General features: G+C 58.4%; 21 protein-coding genes. 8 read left to right on the forward strand and 13 right to left on the reverse strand.

Annotated elements, in window-relative coordinates; all coding sequences use genetic code 11:
• Nucleotides 1–300 carry a PLDc N-terminal domain-containing protein gene (locus ACYU7Z_RS00420; protein WP_460566493.1) on the forward strand — a complete coding sequence of 100 codons (300 nt, stop codon included), beginning with the start codon at nucleotides 1–3 and terminating at the stop codon, nucleotides 298–300.
• A 120-nt stretch (nucleotides 301–420) separates the two neighbouring features.
• Here ACYU7Z_RS00420 and ACYU7Z_RS00425 read toward each other — a convergent pair whose 3' ends face one another.
• The 5 genes from ACYU7Z_RS00425 to ACYU7Z_RS00445 form a co-directional block, all read right to left on the reverse strand.
• Nucleotides 421–1,866, reverse strand: coding sequence for a two-component system sensor histidine kinase NtrB (locus tag ACYU7Z_RS00425; RefSeq protein ID WP_460566495.1), 1,446 nt, complete (start codon nucleotides 1,864–1,866; stop codon nucleotides 421–423).
• A gap of 1 nt (nucleotide 1,867) precedes the next feature.
• Nucleotides 1,868–2,305 (reverse strand): hypothetical protein, encoded by a 438-nt coding sequence (locus ACYU7Z_RS00430; RefSeq protein WP_460566497.1) that lies wholly within the window; start codon nucleotides 2,303–2,305, stop codon nucleotides 1,868–1,870.
• Between the two features lies 1 nt (nucleotide 2,306).
• Nucleotides 2,307–3,836, reverse strand: a complete 1,530-nt coding sequence (locus ACYU7Z_RS00435; RefSeq protein ID WP_460566499.1) for a sigma-54-dependent transcriptional regulator — start codon at nucleotides 3,834–3,836, stop codon at nucleotides 2,307–2,309.
• 76 nt (nucleotides 3,837–3,912) lie between these two features.
• Nucleotides 3,913–5,334, reverse strand: a complete 1,422-nt coding sequence (rpoN, locus tag ACYU7Z_RS00440) for an RNA polymerase factor sigma-54 (protein ID WP_460566501.1) — start codon at nucleotides 5,332–5,334, stop codon at nucleotides 3,913–3,915.
• A gap of 248 nt (nucleotides 5,335–5,582) precedes the next feature.
• Nucleotides 5,583–5,786, reverse strand: coding sequence for a hypothetical protein (locus ACYU7Z_RS00445; RefSeq protein WP_460566503.1), 204 nt, complete (start codon nucleotides 5,784–5,786; stop codon nucleotides 5,583–5,585).
• Between the two features lie 206 nt (nucleotides 5,787–5,992).
• Here ACYU7Z_RS00445 and ACYU7Z_RS00450 point away from each other — a divergent pair, with 206 nt between their 5' ends.
• The gene (locus ACYU7Z_RS00450; RefSeq protein WP_131448019.1) at nucleotides 5,993–6,160 is read left to right on the forward strand and encodes a DUF1328 family protein; all 168 of its coding nucleotides are present in this window, start codon (nucleotides 5,993–5,995) and stop codon (nucleotides 6,158–6,160) included.
• A gap of 200 nt (nucleotides 6,161–6,360) precedes the next feature.
• On the opposite strand, the gene ACYU7Z_RS00455 is transcribed toward ACYU7Z_RS00450, so the two are convergent.
• The 4 genes from ACYU7Z_RS00455 to ACYU7Z_RS00470 are packed head-to-tail and all read right to left on the reverse strand — an operon-like array spanning nucleotide 6,361 to nucleotide 7,721.
• Nucleotides 6,361–6,609, reverse strand: a complete 249-nt coding sequence (locus ACYU7Z_RS00455) for a hypothetical protein (RefSeq protein ID WP_460566506.1) — start codon at nucleotides 6,607–6,609, stop codon at nucleotides 6,361–6,363.
• A gap of 16 nt (nucleotides 6,610–6,625) precedes the next feature.
• On the reverse strand, nucleotides 6,626–7,075 hold the full coding sequence (locus ACYU7Z_RS00460; RefSeq protein ID WP_460566508.1) for a hypothetical protein: 450 nt from the start codon (nucleotides 7,073–7,075) through the stop codon (nucleotides 6,626–6,628).
• Nucleotides 7,068–7,409 carry a phage holin family protein gene (locus ACYU7Z_RS00465; protein ID WP_460566510.1) on the reverse strand — a complete coding sequence of 114 codons (342 nt, stop codon included), beginning with the start codon at nucleotides 7,407–7,409 and terminating at the stop codon, nucleotides 7,068–7,070. Before ACYU7Z_RS00465 ends, ACYU7Z_RS00460 begins: the two co-directional genes overlap by 8 nt.
• 54 nt (nucleotides 7,410–7,463) lie before the next feature.
• The gene (locus ACYU7Z_RS00470; protein ID WP_460566512.1) at nucleotides 7,464–7,721 is read right to left on the reverse strand and encodes a YtxH domain-containing protein; all 258 of its coding nucleotides are present in this window, start codon (nucleotides 7,719–7,721) and stop codon (nucleotides 7,464–7,466) included.
• Nucleotides 7,722–7,914: 193 nt separating this feature from the next.
• Between ACYU7Z_RS00470 and ACYU7Z_RS00475 the strand changes: the two genes are divergently transcribed.
• Nucleotides 7,915–8,259 carry a response regulator gene (locus ACYU7Z_RS00475; protein WP_460566514.1) on the forward strand — a complete coding sequence of 115 codons (345 nt, stop codon included), beginning with the start codon at nucleotides 7,915–7,917 and terminating at the stop codon, nucleotides 8,257–8,259.
• A gap of 116 nt (nucleotides 8,260–8,375) precedes the next feature.
• Here ACYU7Z_RS00475 and ACYU7Z_RS00480 read toward each other — a convergent pair whose 3' ends face one another.
• Together ACYU7Z_RS00480 and ACYU7Z_RS00485 are read right to left on the reverse strand one after the other, a co-directional pair.
• Nucleotides 8,376–9,701: a citrate synthase family protein gene (locus ACYU7Z_RS00480; protein WP_460566516.1), complete on the reverse strand. Its 1,326-nt coding sequence runs from the start codon at nucleotides 9,699–9,701 to the stop codon at nucleotides 8,376–8,378.
• Between the two features lie 198 nt (nucleotides 9,702–9,899).
• A complete protein-coding gene (locus tag ACYU7Z_RS00485) occupies nucleotides 9,900–10,985 on the reverse strand; it encodes an LptF/LptG family permease (protein WP_460566518.1) in 1,086 nt (361 codons plus the stop codon).
• A gap of 254 nt (nucleotides 10,986–11,239) precedes the next feature.
• Here ACYU7Z_RS00485 and ACYU7Z_RS00490 point away from each other — a divergent pair, with 254 nt between their 5' ends.
• From ACYU7Z_RS00490 to ACYU7Z_RS00500, 3 genes are all read left to right on the forward strand, one after another.
• Nucleotides 11,240–11,968 carry an SDR family NAD(P)-dependent oxidoreductase gene (locus ACYU7Z_RS00490; RefSeq protein ID WP_460566520.1) on the forward strand — a complete coding sequence of 243 codons (729 nt, stop codon included), beginning with the start codon at nucleotides 11,240–11,242 and terminating at the stop codon, nucleotides 11,966–11,968.
• A gap of 15 nt (nucleotides 11,969–11,983) precedes the next feature.
• Nucleotides 11,984–13,183: a glycoside hydrolase family 1 protein gene (locus ACYU7Z_RS00495; protein ID WP_460566522.1), complete on the forward strand. Its 1,200-nt coding sequence runs from the start codon at nucleotides 11,984–11,986 to the stop codon at nucleotides 13,181–13,183.
• A gap of 227 nt (nucleotides 13,184–13,410) precedes the next feature.
• Nucleotides 13,411–14,361: an alpha/beta hydrolase gene (locus ACYU7Z_RS00500; protein WP_460566524.1), complete on the forward strand. Its 951-nt coding sequence runs from the start codon at nucleotides 13,411–13,413 to the stop codon at nucleotides 14,359–14,361.
• Between the two features lie 124 nt (nucleotides 14,362–14,485).
• Here the strand turns inward: ACYU7Z_RS00500 and ACYU7Z_RS00505 are convergent, their stop codons facing one another.
• Nucleotides 14,486–14,947, reverse strand: coding sequence for a hypothetical protein (locus tag ACYU7Z_RS00505; RefSeq protein ID WP_460566526.1), 462 nt, complete (start codon nucleotides 14,945–14,947; stop codon nucleotides 14,486–14,488).
• A gap of 11 nt (nucleotides 14,948–14,958) precedes the next feature.
• On the reverse strand, nucleotides 14,959–16,098 hold the full coding sequence (gene tgt / locus ACYU7Z_RS00510) for a tRNA guanosine(34) transglycosylase Tgt (protein ID WP_460566529.1): 1,140 nt from the start codon (nucleotides 16,096–16,098) through the stop codon (nucleotides 14,959–14,961).
• 137 nt (nucleotides 16,099–16,235) lie between these two features.
• On the opposite strand from tgt, the gene ACYU7Z_RS00515 reads away from it, so the two are divergent.
• Together ACYU7Z_RS00515 and rsmG are read left to right on the forward strand one after the other, a co-directional pair.
• On the forward strand, nucleotides 16,236–17,345 hold the full coding sequence (locus tag ACYU7Z_RS00515) for a glycosyltransferase (protein ID WP_460566531.1): 1,110 nt from the start codon (nucleotides 16,236–16,238) through the stop codon (nucleotides 17,343–17,345).
• 130 nt (nucleotides 17,346–17,475) lie between these two features.
• On the forward strand, nucleotides 17,476–18,180 hold the full coding sequence (gene rsmG, locus ACYU7Z_RS00520) for a 16S rRNA (guanine(527)-N(7))-methyltransferase RsmG (protein ID WP_460566533.1): 705 nt from the start codon (nucleotides 17,476–17,478) through the stop codon (nucleotides 18,178–18,180).
• The last annotated feature ends 39 nt before the right edge of the window (nucleotides 18,181–18,219 follow it).

The raw sequence follows: 18,219 nt of genomic DNA on the forward strand, positions 1-18,219 counted from the left end.
ATGAAAGAAACAGCCAGGGCCAAGCAAACAATGCATCCCAACTTTATCCTCGGCGTCATCAGTCTCATCCTGTTATTTGTTGGTGTCGGCATCTACCGAACAGGAACTGTATCAGGCATCTGGGTCTGGGTGACGGCAGCCGCCCTCGGCGGCGTGCACTGGATCTGGAGCATCACCGATGTCTTCCGCCAGCAAAACCTCGCTTCGCAAAGCCGCGTGCTTTGGGGAATCCTTGTCATTGCCATACCGCCCGTCGGCGGCCTGCTCTATTACATGATGAGCAAGACGGTGCGGATGTAGCCAGTCTGCTAATCTTGGTAGTCTGCTAATCTGCTACGGGTTGCGAATAAAATCGAACGCCGCTCCTCGGAGCGGCGTTCGTCATTAGCAAACTACTATTAGTTGCAGACCAGCAGATTATTACGCTGCCGGGAAAGAAATGGTGAAGGTTGTCCCCTGCCCTACCACCGAGCTCACATCGATCTGCGCCTTGTGGGCTTGCAGGATGTTGAGGGTGGCGGCGAGTCCAAGACCCATACCATTGCGCTTCGAGGTATAATAAGGTTCGAACAGGCGGGAAATATTTTCTTCGGAAATACCGCAGCCGTTGTCGCGGATCACGGTAATGTGGCGACCGTCGTCGGTGGTGATCGAGATGTCGAGCGAGCCGCTGCCGTCGTTGGGCATCGCTTCCACCGCGTTGATGATGATGTTGAGGAACGCGATCTTCAGCTTCTCCTTGTTGGCGTTGATCGGGCAGGGCTGCTCTTCGTAGCGCACCTTCAGCTGTATGTGCTGGAGCGTGATGCGGTCGAGGGCTTCCTGGATGCTTTCGTCCATCACCGATTGCAGCGTGCAGCGCTCGAAGGTGAGCTCCGTGGGACGGCTCGTATCGAGCAGCTCGGTGATCAGGTCGCCGATGCGCTTGCTGTTGCGTTGGATGATGTCGAGGAAAAGAGTCGAGTCTTCGGTGATGCCGTCGCCAACGAGTTGCTCCACCGACATGTTGATGTTGTTCAGCGGGTTGCGCACCTCGTGGGCCAGGGTGCGCACGAGACGGCCCGTGGCGCCGAGCTTCTCCACCATCAGGTTGGCCTTCTCGGCCCGCCGCATGTTGGTGATGTCGTGCATCAGCCCCTGGTAATAGAAGTTGCCTTCCGTATCCATCGGCGCGGTAAGCGTGAAGATGAAGATGCGGCGCTCGCCCGAGCTCGTGATGATCTCGAGCTCCATGTCGTTCACCTCGCCTTCTTCGCTGAGCACCTTCTCAAGCATCCGGCGCTCGCTTTCATCGGCCAGCAGGTCGTATACGGTGCGTTGCTGCAGGTCGTCGGCGCCGAAGCCAAGGAGCTCCGAGGTCGCGGCATTGACGTCTTTGAAGTACAGGTTCTTGTCGGCGATGAACACCACGTCTTTCGACAGCTCGAAGATGCTTCGGTATTTGCGCTCGTTGGCGCGGAGGGCTTTCAGGTAGGCGGTCCGCTCGAGGGCATAGCGGATGCAGCGCTCCAGCTTGTCGGCATTGAGGTCGGTCTTGACGAGGTAGTCGGTCGCGCCGATCTGCATCGCCTCGATATCGATCTCCTTATTGCCCTTACCGGTAAGCAGCACGATCGGCTCCTCGCAGCCAAGGCGGATGGCTTCCTTCAGGAAGTCGATACCGGTTTTGGCGCCCAGGCGATAGTCGACGAAATAAATGTCGAACTGGCGCTTCTGCACCTGCTCGATGGCGTCGGAGAATTTATAGGACCAGTTGATGACGAGGTTGTACTCCTCGATCTGGCGCAGGTATTCGGACGTGATGAAGTAATCGTCCTCATCATCATCGATTATGAGAATGCGAATGGTGGGCTTGGTGCTGGGCATGTCAGTTTTTCTTTCCGGCAAATTGCAGGATAAACAGGCAATGGGAATCGTCGGGTGAAGGAGGCAGGAGTTGAACCTGGAGGCGCTGGGCGATGGCGCTCAGTTGCGGGTTGTCGAAGGCCGACACGGTGGCGGCGCAGACAAATCCGTCGCAGCGCATGCTGAGGAGGTAGCGCTCGTCGCGGCTGCTGTTGTCTTCGCTGCACTGCACGTGCACGTAGCGGGCGCCGCCGTCGCGGAGCGGATGGAGCAGCCATTGCAGCAGGAGCCACCATTCTTCCTCCGGGCCTGCCGCGGGCGGCAGTGTGTCGCAGCGGAGCGACACCCGGAGGGCCATACTGGCAAGTAGACCGGCCAGGAGCACATTCAGGTCTGAAGTGCCGGAAGGCTCCGCGGTACCGCGGAGCCTTTCAGCTGGATGCACAGAAGTCAGGTTCATGTTACTGGTTGTTTAACTCCTGGTATTGTTTCATTTTGTTGTAGAGCGTCTTGCGGTCGATGTTGAGCAACTTGGCCGCTTTGCTCTTGTTGAAGTTCACCTTCTTGAGGGCCTTCAGGATCATGTCGTACTCCGCATCGATGGAGGCGCTCTTCAGCGTGCCGTCGCCTACGGGGCGGGCCGTGTCGAAGGCTTCTTCGGAAGGACGCTGCGGTGCCGGCATCACCGGTGCGAAGCTCGCGGGAGCGGGCTCGGCCGGCGCCTTGTCGAACTGCAGCTTGTCGTAGTGCGAGATCTCGAACGGCAGCGATGAAGCCTCGATGAGATCGCCGTCGCTCAGGAGCGTCGCGCGCTTGATGACATTCTTCAGCTCACGGAGGTTACCGTACCACACGTAATTCCGGAAGATGTTCTCCACTTCTGCCGAGAAGCCATGGATGTTCTTGCCCAGCTCGGCGTTGGTGATCGTAAGGAAGTGCGTGGCAAAGAGCATGATGTCGTCGGGGCGCTGGCGCAGCGGCGGCACATCGATGGAGAATTCGTTGAAGCGGTGGTACAGGTCCTCGCGGAACTTGCCTTTGCGGGCGGCGTCCCACAGCTTCTCGTTGGAAGCTACCAGGATGCGGACGTCGAGCTCGATGTCCTTGAGGCCACCCACGCGGCGGATCTTGCGCTCCTGTACCACGCGGAGCAGCGACACCTGGATATCGTAGCCAAGGTTGGCCACCTCATCGAGGAAGATCGTACCGCCGTTGGCCAGCTCGAGCGAGCCCACCTTCATGTTGAGGGCGCCGGTGAAGGAGCCTTTCTCGTGGCCGAACAGCTCGGAGCCTGCCAGCTCTTTGGAGAGGGCACCGCAGTCGATGGCGATGAAGGGCTTGTTCTTGCGCTTCGAGCGCTTATGAATTTCCTGGGCGATGGCTTCCTTACCGGAGCCGCTTTCGCCGTAGATAATGACCGAGTAGTTCGTGGGACCAACGAGGTCGATCTGCTGGAGCAGCTGGCGGAACACCGGTGTGTCGCCGAAGATGTAGTCGCCGGAATGTACGATCTGGCCGCTGTTCGCGGCGGAGGCCGGTGCAGGACGTGTAACCGTCGTGGGGCCGGAGGAAACCGGTGCCGCGGGGGCCGTACGCTGGGGCTGGTGCACCGCGCCGGTGTCCTGTGAGGAAGCGGCTTCGAGCGCTTTCTTGATGGTCACGAGGATCTCATCGGGGAAGAGCGGCTTCGTGATATAGTCGTAGGCGCCCATCTTCATCACTTCCACGGCGATCTTGATATCGCTGTAGCCGGTGATGATGATCACGGGAACCTGCGGGTAGATCTCCTTGATCTTGGCGAGCAGGACATTGCCTTCCATGTCTTCGAGGCGGAAATCACACATCACAAGGTCGGGCTCTACGGTCTCGAGGAGCTCCAGGGCTTTCTTGCCGCTGTACGCTTCGAGCACCTCGAAATTGTGTCGGGTAAGGAAGCGCTTCAGCAAGAGGCACATGTCGCGGTCGTCATCAACAATCAGGATCTTTTGCATGAGTAGGGGTTGTCGTTAAGGTTCGTAATATCGTTTAGGTCAGATGTATCTCGAAGTTAAAATAATTATGCCTGAGCTATGCCCACAGGCCGCGCACGTGTGAAACGGGGATCTGCAGCTGCTCGCGGTACTTGGCCACGGTGCGGCGCGCTACCGAAAAGCCGCGCTGGGCAAGGATGTTGACGAGCTGCTGGTCGGTGTAGGGATTGTGCTTGTCCTCGCTTTCGATCACCTCTTCGATGGCGCTCTGGATCACCTTGTTGGAAATCACTTGTCCCTCGGCGTTAGCAATGCCTTCGGTAAAGAGATCTTTCAGCAGCAGGAGACCGAAAGGCGTTTCTACATATTTGTTGCAGGTGATCCGTGATACGGTAGAAATGTCCACACCCACCATCTCGGCGATGTTCTTCAGGATCATCGGCTTCAGCAGGTTGATGTCGCCGCTGAGGAAGTAATCGTACTGGAGCTGCACGATCGCCTTCATGATCTTCAGCATCGTGGCTTCGCGCTGCTGCACGGCGTTGATAAACCATTGGGCCGACTGGAGCTTGTTCTTCATATACTGAAGCGCGCTCTTGTCGGTGTTCACCTGCTGGCTGCCTTCGGCGAGCTGCTTCCAGGTGGTGTTGATATTGAGGCTTTCCGAGCGGTTGCGGTACAATTGCACATCGAGCACATCGGCGCTCTGCGTGATGATGAAGTCGGGCAGGATGTTCTTGTTGATCACGATGGAATCTTCCTGCTCGCAAACGGGCTTCATCTTGAGCGTGGCGATCAGCTGGAGAACGATCTTCAGCTCCTCGTCGTCGATATGAAGCTGGTGCTTGATCTTGTCCATGTTGCGGTTGTGCAGGTCGGTGAAGTGCTGCTCGAGGAGGCGTGTGGCCATCTTCACATCGGGGCGCTTCTGGTTGAAGCGGCGAAGCTGGATCAGCAGGCACTCCCGGATGGAGCGGGCACCAACACCCACGGGCTCCAGCGTCTGGATCTTCTCGAGCACCGCGGCGATGAGGTCGGCCTCCACCCATTTTCCCTGCTTGAAGGAAATGTCTTCGGCAAGCGCCTGCACATCCTGCTCCAGGAGTCCATGCTCGTTGAGCGAATCGATGATGAACTCGGCGAGCTCGATCTCTTTCTCGTCGCTCGAAGCGACCTTGAACTGCTCCTTGAGCAGCGGACGGAAGTCGAAGCCGCTCGTGATGGGGCGCTCCGGCATCTTCTCGTCTGCGAGGTAATTGCAGTACTCGGTCTTGTAATCGGGTACGTCGTTATACCCGTACTCGTCCCAATCCTGGTAGTCCTGTACGCTGTCCTTACTATACTTGTCCACCGACGAATCGGTGTCGTTGTTATTATCGTCCAGGAGCGGGTTGTCTTCGATTTCCTGTTGAATACGTTGCTCGAGTTCGAGCGTGTTCAGGTGGAAGAAGTTCAGCAACTGGATCTGCTGGGGCAGAATTTTCAGCCGCTGCTTCTGGGCTAAACGCTGGTTGATCATTGTGGTGATTTTGGCGTACGCTCTTCTTACGGCAAGTGTGGAACCAAAATCACAACTTTTTACAAATCGTTGATAATTAGCCTCTTAAAAATTAGTTTTTCCTGTTGAGTTTGCCGCCGGTGCCAAACGCGGCCGTAAAAACGGCTGAACTGTGGAATTTGGACCCCACAAGCCCGTCCTTACCCCTTTCCCGGAAAGCAAAAAACGTAACCGGGCGGGTTACGTCAGCACAGGTTGCACGTGTCTTCTCAGAGTAAGTCGCGGTTGCCGGGCTGCAGCCGGTATTCGAAGAATGCCGGGATCGGGTAGCTCGCACCACCGCAGTCGGCGGCCGGGTCATAGCGTTGCCCCCGGCTGTTCTCCACCCGGGTTGCCTCCGGCATAGTCGGGGCATTGAAGCCGGCCGTTGCGTTACTGCTGCTGTACGACGAACGTTCGTTATTGGTTTGCATAACACGGGAATTCGCGGAAAGGGCAGCCAAAACCGCACCAATTGGCGCTGAGCGCCCGCCCCTGAAGGGCTTCCCGGCGCGCGGGTAGATTTTTCCTCATCCACCTGCTCAGGTGAGAAAAATAATGAGCGCCCGAAAAACCGTTTTTGGCACCATTCTTTGATTAATAGCGGTAGAAAATTTATTAACTCCTAAAACCTATTGTTATGTTACGTTGGACAGTAATCTTCCTGGTAGTGGCTATTATCGCCGCGATCTTCGGTTTTGGCGGTATTGCAGCTGGTGCTGCCTCCATCGCAAAAATCCTGTTCTTTATCTTCCTGGTTCTGTTTGTACTGAGCCTGATCGCTGGTGGTTTCCGCCGGGTCGATTAAGCGCAACACAGCGCCCAGATATAAAAAAAGGAATGCACTGCATTCCTTTTTTTATTTCGGTGAGCGGGTGAGCGGGTGAGCGGTGAGCGGTGAGCAACACGGCTAGACTGGGGATGCAGGTCACTGCATGCAAAGCCCCGATGCTGTTCGCATCGGGGCTTCGACTCCCACCTACGTACTGTAGACGGGCTGGTGAAAGGTCACCGGGAGCTGTCGCTGTCCTCGCGGAAGCTGTCCGGGGCGCTGTTGGCGCCGGCATCGCCGGGCGCGGGGGTGCGCTCGGAGTCGGAGCGCGACAGCACTTTCTCGTCGTTGCGGGGGTCGCTGGGGTTGGCTTCGGCCAGTGAGTCGTCGCCGCCCTCGCGGCGGGGCGTCAGGTCGGCCGGGTTGCTGTACCCGGGCTCGTTGGGCAGACCCATGTGGTTGGTCAGGGGACGATCGTCGTTCATATCGTTTGTTTTAGGGTTAATGCGTGCCGTCGTGCTCCACGTCGGAAGCCGTTTTCATATCCGGCGGTATGTCGGGGTGCTTTCCGAAGTTGGCGAAGAAGTCTTTGACCTTCCTGCTGAAGGCGGTTTCCTTTTCGCTGTTGAGGAAGCGGGCGATGAGGGTGCTGGCGGCCAGGGGCACGAAGGTGCGCGAGAACCAGCCGGCCTTGCGGAGCAGGTAGCGGCGCAGCACCATGTCGACCCCGATGTCGAGACCCACGTTGAGCAGCGGCGAGGTGGGTCGGTTGCGCTTCCCGATCTTGGTCAGCAGGCGGGTTACCACGAGGAGGCCGTTGGTTACGGGGCGAACGTCTTCCTGGATAGAGGAAAGGCTTCCCTTGATGGCTGCCTTCTGCAGGCCCAGGAGCTCTTCGAGCCGCGCCTTCTCCTCGACCAGGTCGTCATAGCTGGCAATCTTCTTACTCATAGATCTTTTTGAGGATGGCTTTTTTCAGAATGGGGAATACAAGCTTTTTGCGCAGGAGCACGATGACGACCATCAGCACGATAAAGACACCGCCGACAATGAAGAAGCCGGCCGCGGTGCTTCCCAGCAGGCCGCCCAGCCACCAGGCGAGGCCCATGCCGAGAAAGAACAGGATAAAGATGGTCAGGATAACGGCCGAGAGACCGGCCACGAGGCCGGCGGTAACGTTGGTCGCCTTTTGCGTGAGGGTAACGAGTGCCAGTTTGTAATACGTGTCGAGGTAGTCGCTCACGCTCTGGGTCAGGGTGCCGGTCTTCGATTTAAGTTCTTCCATAAGCTGGGTTCGTTAATAAGAAAAGAACAGGCTCCGGGAGCCTGTTCCGAATGTTTAGCTGTAGCGCTCCCGGGCGCTGTTGAAGCCGTCAACCGCGTCGTCGGCGGACTGGCGGCCTTTCTTGGCCAGGTTCTGCAACTCGCCCTTCGCGTTGGCGAACAGGTCGGTGAGCGAGTCGCCCCAGTCGCCGGCTGTTTTACCGATACGTGCACGCAGGTCGGTGCCTTTCTCCGGGGCCAGCAACAGGCCCAATGCCACACCGGCCGCCGCAGCGCCGATAAGGCCCAATACCATCTTCGATTTCGTTGTCATAATCATCCCTGTTTTTAAGTTACAAAATCACACTGCCGGATATTTGAAATAATCATACCACCTCGGCTGGCGCGGTAGTTGTGCTGTATACCCCGAAAAAAAGCCGGCAGCCCGTCCCCGGGAACTGGTTTTCTGTTAATTTTCCAATCGAATGGTATAATAATTTTAGCGAAACACAGAACGGATCTAGCTTATGGTACTGCGGAAGAAGGTATTGATTATAGACGACGAGGTGGACTTATGCTTGCTGATGAAGTCGTACTTCCTGCGCAAGAACTATGAAGTGTACATTGCGCATACGCTCAATGACGGCATACAGCGCCTCGACGAAATTATTCCCGATTACCTGTTTATCGACTACAACCTCCCCGACGGGCTCGGCTGGGACAAGCTCCCGGAAATGTACCGGAAGCACCCCGGTATCAATTACCATCTCATCAGCGCCTTCCGCCCCACGATCCCACCCGACCTCGATGAGGCGAAGCTGACGATCTGGGAAAAGCCGATCAGCCTGAAAGCGCTGGATAACTTCTTTTAGAATATCGAATAACGAATAACGAATATCGAATATCGAGATGGCCCTCCCCTCAAAAAGGAGGGCTTCCCATTTCTGGAAAGCCCTTCGCTATTTTTGGAATCGGTATTTAATCTTCCTTACTCGCCCCACACATTGTCTTCTCCCTTCAGGAACTTCTTTACGAGCTCCGTCGTTACCGACTTCGGACGCTCGAGGGGGAAGTTGAGGGCGCGGTCCCAGCAGAGGGAGGCCAGTACGCCTAGGGCGCGGCTAACGGCAAAGAGCACTGTGTAGAACTCGTACTCCACCATGCCGTAGTGTACCAGCAGGGCGCCGCTGTGCGCGTCGACGTTGGGCCAGGGGTTCTTGATCTTACCCAGCGACTGCAGGATCGGCGGAACCGTTTCGTAGATGTTCCAGACGGTCTGCACCAGCGGGTCGTCGGGCATGTGCTTCTTGCCGAATTCCATCTGCGCGGTAAAGCGCGGGTCGGTCTTGCGGAGCACGGCGTGGCCGTAGCCCGGCACCACCTTGCCGGCGGCGAGGGTCTTCTTCACGTACTCGGCGATCTGCTCGCTCGTGGGCGCCTCGGTGCTGAGCTCCTCGCGCATCTCGAAGATCCACTTGATTACTTCCTGGTTGGCGAGGCCGTGCAGCGGACCGGCAAGGCCGTTCATACCGGCAGCGTAGCTCAGGTAGGGATCGCTGAGGGCGGAGCCCACCAGGTGCGTCGTATGTGCGGAAACGTTACCCCCTTCGTGGTCGGCGTGGATCGTCATGTACAGGCGCATCAGCTCCTTGAACGAATCGTCGCGGAAGCCCATCATGTGGGCAAAGTTGCCCGACCAGTCCAAAAGACCGTCCGGCTGGATGTGGTCGCCACCCTTGTATTTGCGGCGGTAGATATAGGCCGCGATGCGGGGCAGGCGGGCAATGAGGTCCATGGAGTCGTCGAACACGGCCTCCCAGTAATCTTTTTTGGCCATCCCGGCGGCATAGCGCTTCGAGAACTGGCTTTCGGTCTGCAGGGCCATCACACCCACCACGAATTGGGTCATGGGGTGCGTTGCCACGGGCAGTGCCTCAATAGTGGCGAAGACGTGGTTGGGTACGTGGCTGCGACGCTGCCATACGGAGGTCAGGTGCTGCACGTTTTCTTCGGTCGGCAATTCGCCTACGAGCATCAGGTAGAAAAGGCCTTCGGGCAGGGGCTCCGAGCCGCCTTCATATTTGGGGAGCTTTTCCTGCAGCTCCGGGATCGAGTAGCCGCGGAAGCGGATGCCTTCCTGGGCGTCGAGCAGCGACGTTTCGGTAACGAGGCCCGTCATGCCCCGCATGCCCTGGTAGATCTGCGCCAGCTGTACCTCGCCGATGACCTTATTCCCGTGTTCCTTGATCAGCTCCTTGATCTCCGCGCCGACGGCATCCGCCTTTGCCTTGAAACTGTCTTTGATGATACCCATTGAGTAACTATTTTCTAAAGATGAAAAGGATTTTTTAAAGCGGCCTAAAGGTAGGGGTTGGGCGGGAATCGGCAATCGGCAATCGGCAATCCCAAACAAGCAAAGGGAACCGGTAAAATGGGTTCGTCCACTATAGACAAAGACGCGGCGATGCCGCGTCTTTGTCTATTACCGATTCCCGATTGCCGATTGCCGTACTTACTTCGGTGCCTTCCGGTAGAGGTAGATCGCCACGACCGTAAACAGGACGTTGGGCACCCAGGCGGCTATGAACGGCGGGAGGTTGCCCTTGACCGAGAAGACCGTCGAGAAGCGGTCGAACATGATGAAGACCACCGAGATGATGATCCCGAGCGCCAGGTGCACCCCCGAGCCGCCGCGGGTTTTACGCCCGGCGAGGATGGCGCCGATAAGGGCCAGCAGGATCACCGAGTAGCAGGTAGCCGTGCGGCGGTACTTTTCCACCTTTAGGGTGTTGACCCCCTCGTTGCCGCGGAGCTCCTCGGCCGAGATGTAGCGGTTGAGCTCCGGGGTCGTCAGCTTGTCTTTAATGTATTGATCGCGGCGCAGGTCGCCGGGCTTCAGGTGCAGGTCGAGGAGCAGCTCGGTCTGCTGGGTCACCGTTTCCCCCATCGGTCCCACATCGCGGGTGGTCACATTCCGGAGACGCCACTTCCGCGACGCGCTGTCCCAGCTGATCATGTCGGCGCGCAGGTTGTACACGAGGTCGCGGCCATGAATGCGGTTGAGGAAAAAGTTGTTGCCGGTGCGCGAGGACGTATCGAAATACTTAAGCCCGATGTAGGTGCTCGAGTCGGTGCGCATATACCAGGCATTGGGCTTGGATACATCTTCCGCCGTGGGGCTGTCGATATATTTTGCCTGGAAGCTGCTGCGCAGGTCGTTGGCTTTCGGGATCCAGAAGGCCGCGGCAAACCAGAGCACGACTGCGAAGAAGATACCGCCGCCCAGGTACGTGCGCAGCCAGCGGTTGTAGGTGGTGCCGGTGGCGAGTATGGCGATGATCTCGGTGCGCATGGCCATGCGGCTGGTCGAATAGATCACCGCGATGAACACGAACAGCGGGTAGAGCATACCCCAGATATAGGGCACGAACCCGATGTAATACTGGCTGATGATCTGGCGGCCCGTAAGCCCCGACTTCACGAAGTCGTCGGTCTTCTCCGAGCTGTCGACCGCCACCGCGATGACCGTAAAGATCAGCATGCAGGTGATAAAGGCCGTCAGCAGCTGCCGCAGTATGTACCAGTCAAGTTTCTTCATGAATCGGGGACGAAAATAGGCGAGTTTGGAGTTTGGCGTTTGGGGTTTGTAGTTAAAGCGGCTTTAAAGCGGCTAGTCCGTCATTGCGAGGCGCCCGAAGTGCAACAAGGGCAACGAAGCAATCCGATGGGGTTTTCACCGCGGCCGCGCCCCCTCAGCCCGGAGCAGATTGCTTCGCGCTCTCCGTTTCGCTCGCAATGACGAAGCGGGCGCGGCTTGGCCCGGCGTTTGCCGCCAACCCGTAAAAATAGCGGATGCGTTTCCAGGACAAAGTATGCCTCGTTACCGGGGCCGGCTCGGGTATCGGGCGGGCCATCTCCCTGCAAATGGGCCGCGAGGGCGGCCGCGTGCTGGTGATCGACCGCGACGAGGAAGGTGGCCAGGAGACGGTGCGCCTCATTACCGACGCCGGTGGCCGCGCCGGCTTCGCCCGTTGCGATATCGGCGAGGAAGCGCAGGTGCGCGCCGCGGTGCAAACGGCCCTCAGCACCTGGGGGCGCATCGACATACTGGTAAACAACGCGGCGATGATGACCTTCAAGAAGCTTGTCGACCTGAGCGTCGATGAGTGGGACACGGTGCTGCGCGTCAACCTGCGCTCCGTGTTCCTGTTCTGCAAGCTCTGCATCCCGCACCTCGATCGCGGCGCCATCGTCAACATCAGCTCGGTGCACGCGCACGAAACCACCGCCAACGTGGTGCCCTATGCGAGCAGCAAGGGCGCGATGGAAGCCTTCAGCCGCGGTGTGTCGCTCGAGTATCCCTGGCCGAAGCTCCGGATCAACTGCGTGGCGCCCGGCGCCGTCAATACGCCGATGCTCTGGAACAACCCCAATATCAAGAGCGGCGCGGAGAAGCTCGACGGCGCCATCGGGCAGCCCGAGGAGCTCGCGGCAGCCGTGTGCTTTATCGCCTCCGACGAGGCCTCCTTCATCAACGGAACTACATTGGTGGCCGACGGCGGCCGCCTGGATATTTTATAACGAAAGGCTTTCCCTATGATCGGATCCAAATTCATGTTCGCTACCGGCATCGAAAACTCCTACCCCACCATCCGCCTCGCGGACGGTACCATGAAGCGCATCGACGAAATGGAAAAATGCGGGCACTACCGCAACATGGCGCTCGACTTCCAGCTGACGAAGGATATCTGCGTGGAGTTTCTTCGCTGGGGACCACCTTATTACAAGTCGCACCTGGGGCCGGGCCAATACGACTGGACCTACGCCGACGAAGCGATCACGATGATGCGCGAGCTCGGCATCACACCGATCGTCGACCTCCTCCACTTCGGCGTGCCCGACTGGCTGGGCAATTTCCAGAACCCCGATTTCCCGAAGTTCTTTTGCGAATATGCCTGCGCCTTCGCCAAGCGCTACCCGGACCTCGACCTGTATACCCCGATCAACGAGATCTTCATCACGGCTATGTTCTCGGCGCAATACGGCTGGTGGAACGAATGCCTTACTTCCGACGTTGCCTTCGTGACGGCGCTGAAGCACCTGTGTCAGGCCAATGTGCTGGCGATGCGCGAGATCCTGAAGATCCAGCCCAACGCCACCTTCATACAAAGCGAGTCTTCGGAATACTTCCACCCGATCCGCCCCGAGGTGCAGGGCCTCGCGAATTTCCTCAACCAGAAGCGCTTCCTTGCCCTCGACTTCACCTACGGCTATCCCATCCGCGTGAACATGTACGAGTACCTCATGCAAAACGGGATGACGCGCGACGAGATCCACTGGTTCGAGCTGAACCAGGTAAAGGCACGTTGCGTGATGGGCAACGACTACTACGCCACCAACGAGCACCTCGTGATGCCCAACGGCACCTGGCAGGCCGCCGGCGACATCTTCGGCTACTACGTCATCACCCACCAGTATTATGCGCGGTATAAGCTGCCGATCATGCATACCGAGACCAACCGGGCCACCGACGCCGAAGACTGGCTGTGGCGCCAGTGGGCCAACCTGCACCGCCTGAAGCAGGATGGCGTGCCGATCCTGGGCTTCACCTGGTACAGCCTCACGCACCAGATCGACTGGGACATCGCGCTGCGCGAGGAGCGCAACAACGTGCACCCCGTTGGCCTCTTCGACCTCGACCGGAATATCCTGCCGGTGGGCAAAGCCTTCAAGCGACTCATCCAGCAATGGGGTCCCGTACTCGACGAAGAGCGGTATGGCGCGGTGTACCGGTAAGGGAAAGTTTGGGGTTTGGAGTTTGGGGTTTCCGGTTGCCGGTTGCCGGTTTTCGGTTTTAGGTTTTCGGTTTTAGGTTTCTTGACGTTACGCGCCAGGTAACCTGAAAGATTTACAGGCATAGACTCGTGCCATAACATCAAACGCCAAACCCCAAACTTCAATCTTCAAACTCCAAACTCCAAACTCCAAACCCCAAACCGGAATCTGTAAGCTAGCTTTACAGCATGCGCCTGCTGCTTCTCCTCTTAGCCATCCTGTTTGCCCGGCCCCTGTTTGCCGCCGATTCGCTGTACACCGAAACGCCCTTCGTGCTGCATACGCCGACCGGCGACCTGCAGGGTACGCTGATGCGTCCGCTCCATAAAAAAGGAAAGCTGCCTGTTGCGCTCATCATCGCGGGTTCCGGTCCTACCGACCGCGACGGCAATACGATCGTGCTGCCCGGGAAGAACAACAGCCTGCTGTACCTCGCCCGCGGTCTTGCCGCTCAGGGCATTGCCAGCCTGCGCTACGACAAGCGTGGGATCGCCGCCAGCAAAGACGCCGGGGCCAGGGAGGAAGACCTGCGTTTCGATCAATACATCGCCGATGCGGCCGCCTGGATCGATACGCTGCGGCATAGTGGCCTCTTTGGCCGCATCACCGTCATCGGGCACAGCGAAGGCACGCTGATCGGGATGCTGGCAGCCCCGCGCGCCGACCGCTTTGTGTCGGTCGCCGGTGCCGGCTTCCCTGCCGACAGCATCCTGCGCCGCCAGCTTGCCAACCTTCCGGAGAAGCTGCGGGCCATGGCCTTTACAACACTCGACAGCCTGAAGGTGGGTCAGCTCGTGCGCCAGCCACCCGTGCTGCTCGCGAGCCTGTTCCGCCCAAGCGTGCAACCGTACCTCATTTCCTGGATCAGCCGCGACCCGCGCAAGGCCATCGCCGACCTCCGCATACCGGTACTGATCGTGCAGGGCGATAAGGACCTTCAGGTTACGGTGAGCGATGCCGAAGCGCTTCATGTCGCAGCGCCAAAGGCGCAATACGTGCTCGTGAAAAACATGAACCACGTGCTCAAGCTGGTCGACAGCGACGATTCGCTGCTGAACCAGAAATCATATACCGACCCGGCCCTTCCCGTGGCGCCGCAGCTCCTGCTGGCGGTTTCGGCCTTCATCCGGAAACCGTAACGAAACCGAATTTGCCGGATCCGAAAGGGCCGGACTTGGGCGGCGGCAACCGGTACCGGGGCGCTTTACCGGCAACGAATGCGCGTTACCGGAGCTGCTGACCGAGCACCGCACAAGTGGTTTATTATTCCTGGAATCCGGCGAGACGCGCTTCCGCGGCAGCAAGCACGATCATCTGCCGGCGCAACCGATAACTCTGGACCATCAGTAGGGCGTAGCCAATGCCGCCGAACAAAAAGATCGGGAACGTGTCGAAGGCAAACGACACCCAGTAGCTGCCGTCGTACACGTAGATTTCCTGTGGATGCCCGCGAACCACCAGCAGCGGCGCTTTCACACCAATCGGGTATGCGGCGTTGGGTGGGACGGCCTGGTATTCGTCGCCGTCGATGACGTAGTGAAACACGGGCCGCGCCTTTGCGAGGTCGCCGCCACCGATCTGCCCGATCACGTCGCCATCAACTCGGATACATCCGTCGCGGAACGCGCTCCCGTTGTGATACACGAGCCCGCCCGCCAGCAGGAGCAGCAGGGTGAAGTATTCGAGCGAAAAGCGCAGGAGCCGCTGGTTGGCGCGAAAAGCCATGGCCCAAGTTATTACAAGCGGGTCTTCAGGCGCGGCACCATTTCATTTTTCCAGGAAAGGAAATCGCCGGCCAGGATATGCTTGCGCGCTTCCTTCACCAGCCACAGGTAAAAGGCGAGGTTCTGGATCGAGGCGATGCTCATCGCCAGGTACTCGCTGGCCTTGAAGAGATGCCGCAGGTAGGCTTTCGAATAATAATTCGAGGTTTCGCAGTCGAGCCCGTCGTCGATGACGCTGAAATCGCGCTCCCATTTCTTGTTGTCGATGTTGATGACGCCCTTCGTGGTAAAGAGCATCGCGTTGCGCCCGTTGCGGGTGGGCATCACGCAGTCGAACATATCGACGCCGAGGGCGATGTTCTCGAGGATGTTCCAGGGTGTGCCGACGCCCATGAGGTAGCGGGGCTTGTCTTTGGGGAGGTGCTCGCAGCAAAGCGCGGCGATCTCGTACATCACGGGCTCGGGCTCGCCTACACTGAGGCCGCCGATGGCATTGCCGGTGGCGCCCTTGGAGGCGATGTATTCGCAGGAAGCCTTGCGGAGGTCGTGGAAGACGGCGCCCTGCACGATCGGAAACAGGTTCTGGGTATGCCCGTACTTATCGGGCGTATCGTTGAAGCGGGCCACGCAGCGATCGAGCCAGCGATGCGTCAGGTTCATGGAGTCGAGGGCATAGCGGTACTCGCTGTTGGCCGGCGGGCACTCGTCGAAGGCCATCATGATGTCGGCGCCGATGCTCCGCTCGATGTCCATGACGCGCTCCGGTGTAAAGAGGTGCTTCGACCCGTCGATATGCGAGCGGAAGGTGACGCCTTCGTCGGTGATCTTGCGGTTGGCGGCGAGCGAGAACACCTGGTAACCACCCGAGTCGGTGAGGATGGGCCGGTCCCAGTTGATGAACTGGTGCAGCCCGCCGGCGGCCTCCATCGTTTCCATCCCGGGGCGCAGGTACAGGTGGTAGGTATTGCCCAGGATGATGTGCGGGTCGACCTCGCTTTTGAGCTGCTGCTGGCTGAGCGCCTTGACCGAGCCCACCGTACCCACGGGCATGAAGATGGGTGTCTGGATCGTACCGTGGTCGGTTGTGATGGTCCCGGCGCGGGCCGCGCTTTGGGGGTCGGTTGTCTGAAGCTCGAAAGATAAGGCGGGCATAAGGGCGCAAAATTAAACAATGTGGTAATGTGTGGATGTGGTAATGTGGTAATTAGCCGTGCGAACAGTCAATTTGCTGCTTTTCTATCAGCACATCACCCCATTACCACATTACCCCATTAATTTCGCGTATGCTTATGAGCTGGCAACTGCTGCTTTTCGTCGCCTTTTGTGTGGTTGCGGCGATCCAACTGTTTTATTACCTATACTTTTTCCGCCGCGTGGGCGCCTGGAAGCCGCAGGCCCGCGATGTATCGCGCCAGCACCCGGTTTCGGTGATCATCTGCGCCCGCGACGAGGACGAAAACCTCGCCCGCAACCTCCCCGGCATCCTGCTCCAGCAATACCGCTCCACGCGCGAGGTGCTCGTGGTCAACGACAATTCCGTCGACGACACCCGCTATGTGCTCGAGGAATTCCAGAAGACCTACAAAGACCTGCATATCGTAGAACTACAACAGGAGGCCAAGCTGATCGCCGGAAAGAAATACCCGCTTTCCATGGGCATCAAGGAAGCCCGCCACGAGTTGCTCCTCCTCACCGATGCCGACTGTGTGCCCGCCTCCGAGCACTGGCTCTTTAAGATGCAGGACGCCTTCGAAGACGACATCGAGGTGGTGCTCGGCTACGGCGCCTACAAAAAGCAAAAGGGCTTTCTCAACAAGGCCATCCGCTTCGAGACCTTCCATACGGCGCTTCAGTATTTTGGCTACGCCCTCGCCGGCAAACCGTACATGGGCGTCGGCCGCAACCTGGCCTACCGCAAAGGGACCTTCTTCCGGCACAAAGGATTTTCCAGCATCAACCACATCCCTTCCGGCGACGACGACCTGTTCATCAACAAGGTGGCCAACAGGCACAACACCTCGGTGGTGATCGACCCGGAGGCCTTTACCCTGTCGCGCCCCAAGCAAAGCTGGAAGGAATGGAAGCGGCAAAAGAACCGGCACTACAGCACCGGCAAATATTATGGCCGAGCGATCAAGTGGCTGCTCGGGCTGTATACCTTCAGCTTCTTCCTTTTTTACCCGCTTTTCGTGGCTTCCCTCCTGCTCTTCGACTGGCGCTGGTCGCTGATCCCGCTCGTTCTGCGCTGGATCACCCTCGGCTTCGTGTGGAGCAAGGCGATGAAAAAGCTTCAAGAGAAAGACCTCTTCGCCGCCTTTATCTTCTGGGATATCTGGCAGTTCTTCTACTACATCCTGTTTGCGCCGGCGGTGTGGAAGAAGCCGAAGAACGCCTGGTAAGCCCCCTGCCCCCCGAAGGGGGCATTCAGGTTGGGCACACTGCTTTTATTCAAGGCATGATTTTAATCGACGGTACTCGGCCTCCGTTCCGAGCCGGAACCAGAATTTCCGTGCATAACTTTACACCTGTATGAGCGACTCCAATGACAAAGAACTGCAGGACCTAAGTGCCCCCACCGGGGGACAGGGGGCCGGAATTCTACTGAAATACTTCTCCGACTTCTCCGAAAAGCAGCTGTCGCAGTTCGCGGCGCTCGAGGGCCTTTATACAGACTGGAATGCGAAGATCAATGTCATTTCCCGGAAGGACATTGACAGCCTGTACGAGAAGCACGTGCTCCATTCGCTGGCCATCGCGGCGGCCTTCCCCTTTCCCGACGGGCTCGAGATCATCGATATCGGCACCGGCGGCGGCTTCCCGGGCGTGCCCCTCGCGATCTTCTTTCCCAACGTAAAGTTTCACCTCGTCGACTCCATCGGCAAGAAGCTCAAAATCATCGAAGCCGTTAAGGAGGCGCTCGGGCTCGACAACCTGACCACCCAGCACACTCGCGCCGAGGAGATCAAGGGCCGAAAGTTCGACTTCGCCGTCTCCCGCGCCGTAGCACCCCTCGGCGACCTGCTCCGCTGGAGCAAGCCGCTGCTTCGCAAGGGCCAGTTTACCGTTAAGGACGACGATGGAGCTGAAACGGTGTACCGCTCCGGCCTCATCTGCCTCAAGGGCGGCGACCTCGCCGAAGAGATCAACGCCACCGGCACGCGCCCCAAAATGATCGAGCTCTCCGACCTCTTCGAGGAAGAGTGGTTCCAGGGGAAGTACATCGTATATGTGTAGCCATTCCCGGGCGTCATCGCGAGGCGGACCGTCCCGAAG

The organism is Flaviaestuariibacter terrae (genome assembly GCF_054777635.1).

Coding starts and splice junctions, on each gene's coding strand:
- ACYU7Z_RS00420 (WP_460566493.1), top strand. CDS start 1: ATGAAAGAAACAGCCAGGGCCAAGCAAACAATGCATCCCAACTTTATC.
- ACYU7Z_RS00425 (WP_460566495.1), bottom strand. CDS start 1,866: ATGCCCAGCACCAAGCCCACCATTCGCATTCTCATAATCGATGATGAT.
- ACYU7Z_RS00430 (WP_460566497.1), bottom strand. CDS start 2,305: ATGAACCTGACTTCTGTGCATCCAGCTGAAAGGCTCCGCGGTACCGCG.
- ACYU7Z_RS00435 (WP_460566499.1), bottom strand. CDS start 3,836: ATGCAAAAGATCCTGATTGTTGATGACGACCGCGACATGTGCCTCTTG.
- rpoN (WP_460566501.1), bottom strand. CDS start 5,334: ATGATCAACCAGCGTTTAGCCCAGAAGCAGCGGCTGAAAATTCTGCCC.
- ACYU7Z_RS00445 (WP_460566503.1), bottom strand. CDS start 5,786: ATGCAAACCAATAACGAACGTTCGTCGTACAGCAGCAGTAACGCAACG.
- ACYU7Z_RS00450 (WP_131448019.1), top strand. CDS start 5,993: ATGTTACGTTGGACAGTAATCTTCCTGGTAGTGGCTATTATCGCCGCG.
- ACYU7Z_RS00455 (WP_460566506.1), bottom strand. CDS start 6,609: ATGAACGACGATCGTCCCCTGACCAACCACATGGGTCTGCCCAACGAG.
- ACYU7Z_RS00460 (WP_460566508.1), bottom strand. CDS start 7,075: ATGAGTAAGAAGATTGCCAGCTATGACGACCTGGTCGAGGAGAAGGCG.
- ACYU7Z_RS00465 (WP_460566510.1), bottom strand. CDS start 7,409: ATGGAAGAACTTAAATCGAAGACCGGCACCCTGACCCAGAGCGTGAGC.
- ACYU7Z_RS00470 (WP_460566512.1), bottom strand. CDS start 7,721: ATGACAACGAAATCGAAGATGGTATTGGGCCTTATCGGCGCTGCGGCG.
- ACYU7Z_RS00475 (WP_460566514.1), top strand. CDS start 7,915: ATGGTACTGCGGAAGAAGGTATTGATTATAGACGACGAGGTGGACTTA.
- ACYU7Z_RS00480 (WP_460566516.1), bottom strand. CDS start 9,701: ATGGGTATCATCAAAGACAGTTTCAAGGCAAAGGCGGATGCCGTCGGC.
- ACYU7Z_RS00485 (WP_460566518.1), bottom strand. CDS start 10,985: ATGAAGAAACTTGACTGGTACATACTGCGGCAGCTGCTGACGGCCTTT.
- ACYU7Z_RS00490 (WP_460566520.1), top strand. CDS start 11,240: ATGCGTTTCCAGGACAAAGTATGCCTCGTTACCGGGGCCGGCTCGGGT.
- ACYU7Z_RS00495 (WP_460566522.1), top strand. CDS start 11,984: ATGATCGGATCCAAATTCATGTTCGCTACCGGCATCGAAAACTCCTAC.
- ACYU7Z_RS00500 (WP_460566524.1), top strand. CDS start 13,411: ATGCGCCTGCTGCTTCTCCTCTTAGCCATCCTGTTTGCCCGGCCCCTG.
- ACYU7Z_RS00505 (WP_460566526.1), bottom strand. CDS start 14,947: ATGGCTTTTCGCGCCAACCAGCGGCTCCTGCGCTTTTCGCTCGAATAC.
- tgt (WP_460566529.1), bottom strand. CDS start 16,098: ATGCCCGCCTTATCTTTCGAGCTTCAGACAACCGACCCCCAAAGCGCG.
- ACYU7Z_RS00515 (WP_460566531.1), top strand. CDS start 16,236: ATGAGCTGGCAACTGCTGCTTTTCGTCGCCTTTTGTGTGGTTGCGGCG.
- rsmG (WP_460566533.1), top strand. CDS start 17,476: ATGAGCGACTCCAATGACAAAGAACTGCAGGACCTAAGTGCCCCCACC.